Source organism: Streptomyces sp. NPDC059564, assembly GCF_042735575.1.
Classification (GTDB): Bacteria; Actinomycetota; Actinomycetes; order Streptomycetales; family Streptomycetaceae; genus Streptomyces.
The window spans coordinates 1-4,016 of the sequence record NZ_JBHWBP010000511.1 but is presented as its reverse complement, the minus strand read 5'-3'; the positions used below and the strand labels follow the sequence as shown (position 1 = coordinate 4,016).

Annotated in this window: 3 protein-coding genes and 1 pseudogene; 2 read left to right on the top strand and 2 right to left on the bottom strand. The window is 69.2% G+C overall.

The window, feature by feature from the left end:
- Positions 1-54: 54 nt before the first annotated feature.
- Positions 55-909 carry a S1 family peptidase gene (locus ACFV0Q_RS39225; protein ID WP_385012574.1) on the top strand — a complete coding sequence of 285 codons (855 nt, stop codon included), beginning with the start codon at positions 55-57 and terminating at the stop codon, positions 907-909.
- 197 nt (positions 910-1,106) lie between these two features.
- Here the strand turns inward: ACFV0Q_RS39225 and ACFV0Q_RS39220 are convergent, their stop codons facing one another.
- Positions 1,107-1,343, bottom strand: a complete 237-nt coding sequence (locus ACFV0Q_RS39220) for a hypothetical protein (protein WP_266573543.1) — start codon at positions 1,341-1,343, stop codon at positions 1,107-1,109.
- Positions 1,344-1,791: 448 nt separating this feature from the next.
- Here ACFV0Q_RS39220 and ACFV0Q_RS39215 point away from each other — a divergent pair.
- A pseudogene (locus tag ACFV0Q_RS39215) lies at positions 1,792-3,900 on the top strand (type IIA DNA topoisomerase subunit B); the annotation flags it as partial.
- On the opposite strand, the gene ACFV0Q_RS39210 reads toward ACFV0Q_RS39215, so the two are convergent.
- Positions 3,866-3,976, bottom strand: coding sequence for a glycosyltransferase family A protein (locus ACFV0Q_RS39210; RefSeq protein ID WP_385012576.1), 111 nt, complete (start codon positions 3,974-3,976; stop codon positions 3,866-3,868). The pseudogene ACFV0Q_RS39215 and the gene ACFV0Q_RS39210 sit on opposite strands and share 35 nt — an antisense overlap.
- Positions 3,977-4,016: the final 40 nt, after the last annotated feature.

Below are 4,016 nucleotides of genomic sequence, written 5' to 3'. Positions count from 1 at the left end.
GACCGGGCGACCCACTCTGGGTGGAGTCATTCACACTCAGAGTCAGGAGGCCTCATGCGTCGTACCTTCGCCCGTGCTCTGGCGGGCGCGCTGACCCTGGTGGCGGGAGCGGCCGCGATGCCGCTGGCCCAGGCCCCCGGGGTGGCCGCGGACGGCATCGTCATAGGCGGGAAGCCGGTGAACGTGGCCGACAGCCCGTGGGTCGTGGCCCTCGCCAGCCGTGACCGGTTCGGGGGTACCCGGGACGGTCAGTTCTGCGGGGGCGTCCTCGTCGCCCCGACCAGGGTGGTCACGGCGGCCCACTGCCTGGGCCGCCAGGTGCTGGGCGGGCCCGTCGAATCCGTCGCCGACTTCCGCGTGATCACCGGGCGTACGGAACTGCGCGCCGAGGAGGGCCGGGAGATCGCGGTGCGCGCGGCCCGGGTGAATCCGGCCTACGACGCCGGGAGCAACGCCGGGGACCTCGCCGTACTGGAGCTCGCAGAGGCGGTTCCGGCGCACTACGTGCTCCCCATGGCCGAGGTCGGGCATACCGCCTACGCCGCGGGCACCGACGCGGCCGTGTACGGCTGGGGCGACACGAGCGGCTTCGGCGACTACGCGTACGGGCTGCGCGCGGCGCAGGTCACGGTGCTGGCGGACGACGTCTGCCGACGGGCTTACCCGGGCGACTCGGACGGGCAGTACCGGCCCGAATCCATGGTGTGCGCGGGCGACCGGGACGGCGGCAAGGACGCCTGCCAGGGCGACAGCGGCGGGCCGCTGGTGGCGCGGGGCCGGCTGATCGGGCTCGTTTCCTGGGGGCGCGGCTGCGGGCGCGCCGACAGCCCGGGCGTGTACACAAGGATCGCCCCGCTGGTCGGCTTCGTGAGCGGCGCCCAGAGGGCCGCGGGGCCGGGCGTGGTCTAGGACACCGCACGGGGTGCCCGGAGGGGCTCCAGGCACCCCGTACGGCCCGGCACGGGGGTGCGGGGGCCGGACGTGGGCGCCCGGAGCGGGAAGTGCCCCGGATATGAGGACGGGCGGCTTCCCTGGGTCTCAGAGATGCCGCCCGTCGACCGGCCTGGCCGGTCCTGGCTCGTCGGATGCGAGGTATAGGCCTTGTGTCAGCGGTCCTCGGTGTCGGCAGCAGCAGCGGCCGGAGCGGACGTGAGCCGCTCGGTCTCATCCTGTATTTCCGCGGCGATCTTCTTGAGTTCCGGCTCGAACTTACGCCCGTGGTGGGCGCAGAAGAGCAGTTCACCACCGCTCAGGAGGACGACGCGCAGATATGCCTGGGCGCCGCAACGGTCGCATCGGTCAGCGGCCGTCAGCGGGGTCGCGGGTGTCAGAACAGTAGTCACGTCGCCTCTTCTCTAGCTCGACGAGCTGTCGTACCAGGGTCAACATCCAACCAGGCCGAAAACGTTCCCGCTCGCGGCTTTTCCTCGAAACTTCCTTCCGAAGCTGGCCGGCTGCTGCCGGTTGGCGGCGAAGGAGCCGTATTGCGTTGCTTTACGGTTTCGCGTTGTCAGTCGTTCGCTTGTAGCAGTTCCCGTCCTCACCGGCACGAGCGCCGGTTTGTTCATGAGGACGTGCCCGAACCCTAAATGGTTCATGCGTGGAAGGGAACGTGATGTTTGCTTCACCCTGACGGGGGATCGAACACCTGTGTGGATCTGGACTAGGCTGAGGAAGCCACGAGGGTGGCGTTGCATCGGCTCTACCAGGCCTCGGTACCCTCTGACCGGCAACCGAGCCACCCCTGCGCCCGACCGGGCCAGAAAAGAAATTCAGCGAGGAGCGAACTGCGTGACCGCCGACACGTCCGTGCCTTCCAGCGCGCTGCTGTCCGGAGCAGACCGGGACGGTTCCAACTACACCGCGCGGCACCTGCTCGTCCTCGAAGGCCTCGAGGCCGTGCGCAAGCGCCCCGGGATGTATATCGGCTCCACCGACAGCCGAGGCCTGATGCACTGCCTCTGGGAGATCATCGACAATTCCGTCGACGAGGCCCTGGGCGGCTACTGCGACCACATCGAGGTGATCCTCCACGAGGACGCCTCCGTCGAGGTGCGTGACAACGGCCGCGGCATCCCCGTCGACGTCGAGCCCAAGACCGGCCTGTCCGGGGTCGAGGTCGTCATGACCAAGCTGCACGCCGGCGGAAAGTTCGGCGGTGGCTCGTACGCCGCCTCCGGCGGTCTGCACGGCGTCGGCGCCTCCGTGGTGAACGCCCTGTCGGCCCGCCTCGACGTCGAGGTCGACCGCGGCAGCTCCACCCACGGCATCAGCTTCCGCCGAGGCGTCCCCGGGATGTTCACCGAGCAGGGGGCCGACAGCCCCTTCGACCCCACGAGCGGCCTGCGCAAGATCAAGCGCATCGCCAAGGGGAAGACCGGCACCCGGATCCGCTACTGGGCCGACCGCCAGATCTTCCTCAAGGACGCCCGGCTCAACCTGGAGACGCTCTACCAGCGCGCCCGCCAGACCGCCTTCCTCGTGCCCGGCCTGACCCTGGTGGTCCGCGACGAGCGGGCCATCGACGGGGCCGGCAAGACCGAGGAGACCTTCCGCTTCGACGGGGGCATCAGCGAGTTCTGCGAGTACCTCGCCCAGGACAAGGGCGTCTGCGACGTGCTGCGCCTGACCGGCACGGGCACCTTCAAGGAGACCGTCCCGGTCCTCGACGACCGCGGCCACATGACCCCCACCGAGGTCACTCGCGAGCTCGGCGTGGACATCGCCCTGCGCTGGGGCACGGGGTACGAGACCAACGTCAAGTCCTTCGTGAACATCATCGCCACCCCCAAGGGCGGCACCCACGTCTCCGGCTTCGAGCGCTCGGTCGCCAAGACCGTGAACGAGGTGCTGCGCTCGGCGAAGCTGCTGCGCGTGGCCGAGGACGACGTGGTCAAGGACGACGCGATGGAGGGCATGACGGCCGTCGTCACCGTCCGTCTCGCCGAGCCGCAGTTCGAGGGCCAGACCAAGGAGGTGCTCGGCACCTCCGCGGCGACGCGCATCGTCGCCGCCGTGGTCGCCAAGGAGCTCAAGGCCTTCCTGACCTCCACCAAGCGCGACGACAAGCAGCAGGCCCGCTCCGTGATGGAGAAGATCGTCGCGGCCGCCCGGACCCGGATCGCGGCCCGCCAGCACAAGGAGGCGCAGCGCCGCAAGACCGCGCTGGAGACCTCCTCGCTGCCCGCGAAGCTGGCCGACTGCCGCAGCGACGACGTGGAGCGGAGCGAGCTCTTCATCGTCGAGGGCGACTCCGCCCTCGGTACGGCCAAGCTCGCGCGGAACTCGGAATTCCAGGCCCTCCTGCCGATCCGCGGCAAGATCCTCAACGTCCAGAAGTCCTCGGTCTCGGACATGCTGAAGAACGCCGAGTGCGGGGCGATCATCCAGGTCATAGGAGCCGGCTCCGGCCGTACCTTCGACCTCGACGCCGCCCGCTACGGGAAGATCGTCCTGCTCGTCGACGCCGACGTCGACGGCGCGCACATCCGCTGCCTGCTGCTGACCCTGTTCCAGCGGTACATGCGGCCGATGGTCGAGGCCGGCCGGGTCTTCGCAGCCGTTCCGCCGCTGCACCGGATCGAGCTGGTCCAGCCCAAGAAGGGCCAGGACAAGTACGTGTACACGTACTCGGACAACGAGCTGCGCCAGACCCTGCTGGAGTACCAGCGCAAGAACATCCGGTACAAGGACAGCATCCAGCGCTACAAGGGCCTCGGCGAGATGGACGCGGACCAGCTGGCGGAGACCACCATGGATCCCCGCTTCCGGACCCTGCGGCGGATCAACATCGGCGATCTGGACTCGGCCGAGTCGGTCTTCGACCTGCTCATGGGCAACGAGGTGGCTCCGCGCAAGGAGTTCATCACCAGCTCGGCGGCATCGAGTCGTCGCTGTCGACGAAGCAGAGGAACTCGGTGCCCTCGGTCAGGTTCCGGATGCCGGTGTTGCGGGCCGCGCCGAGGCCCTTGTTCACCTGCTGGACCAGCCGGAAGCGCGGGTCCTTGGCCGCGTAG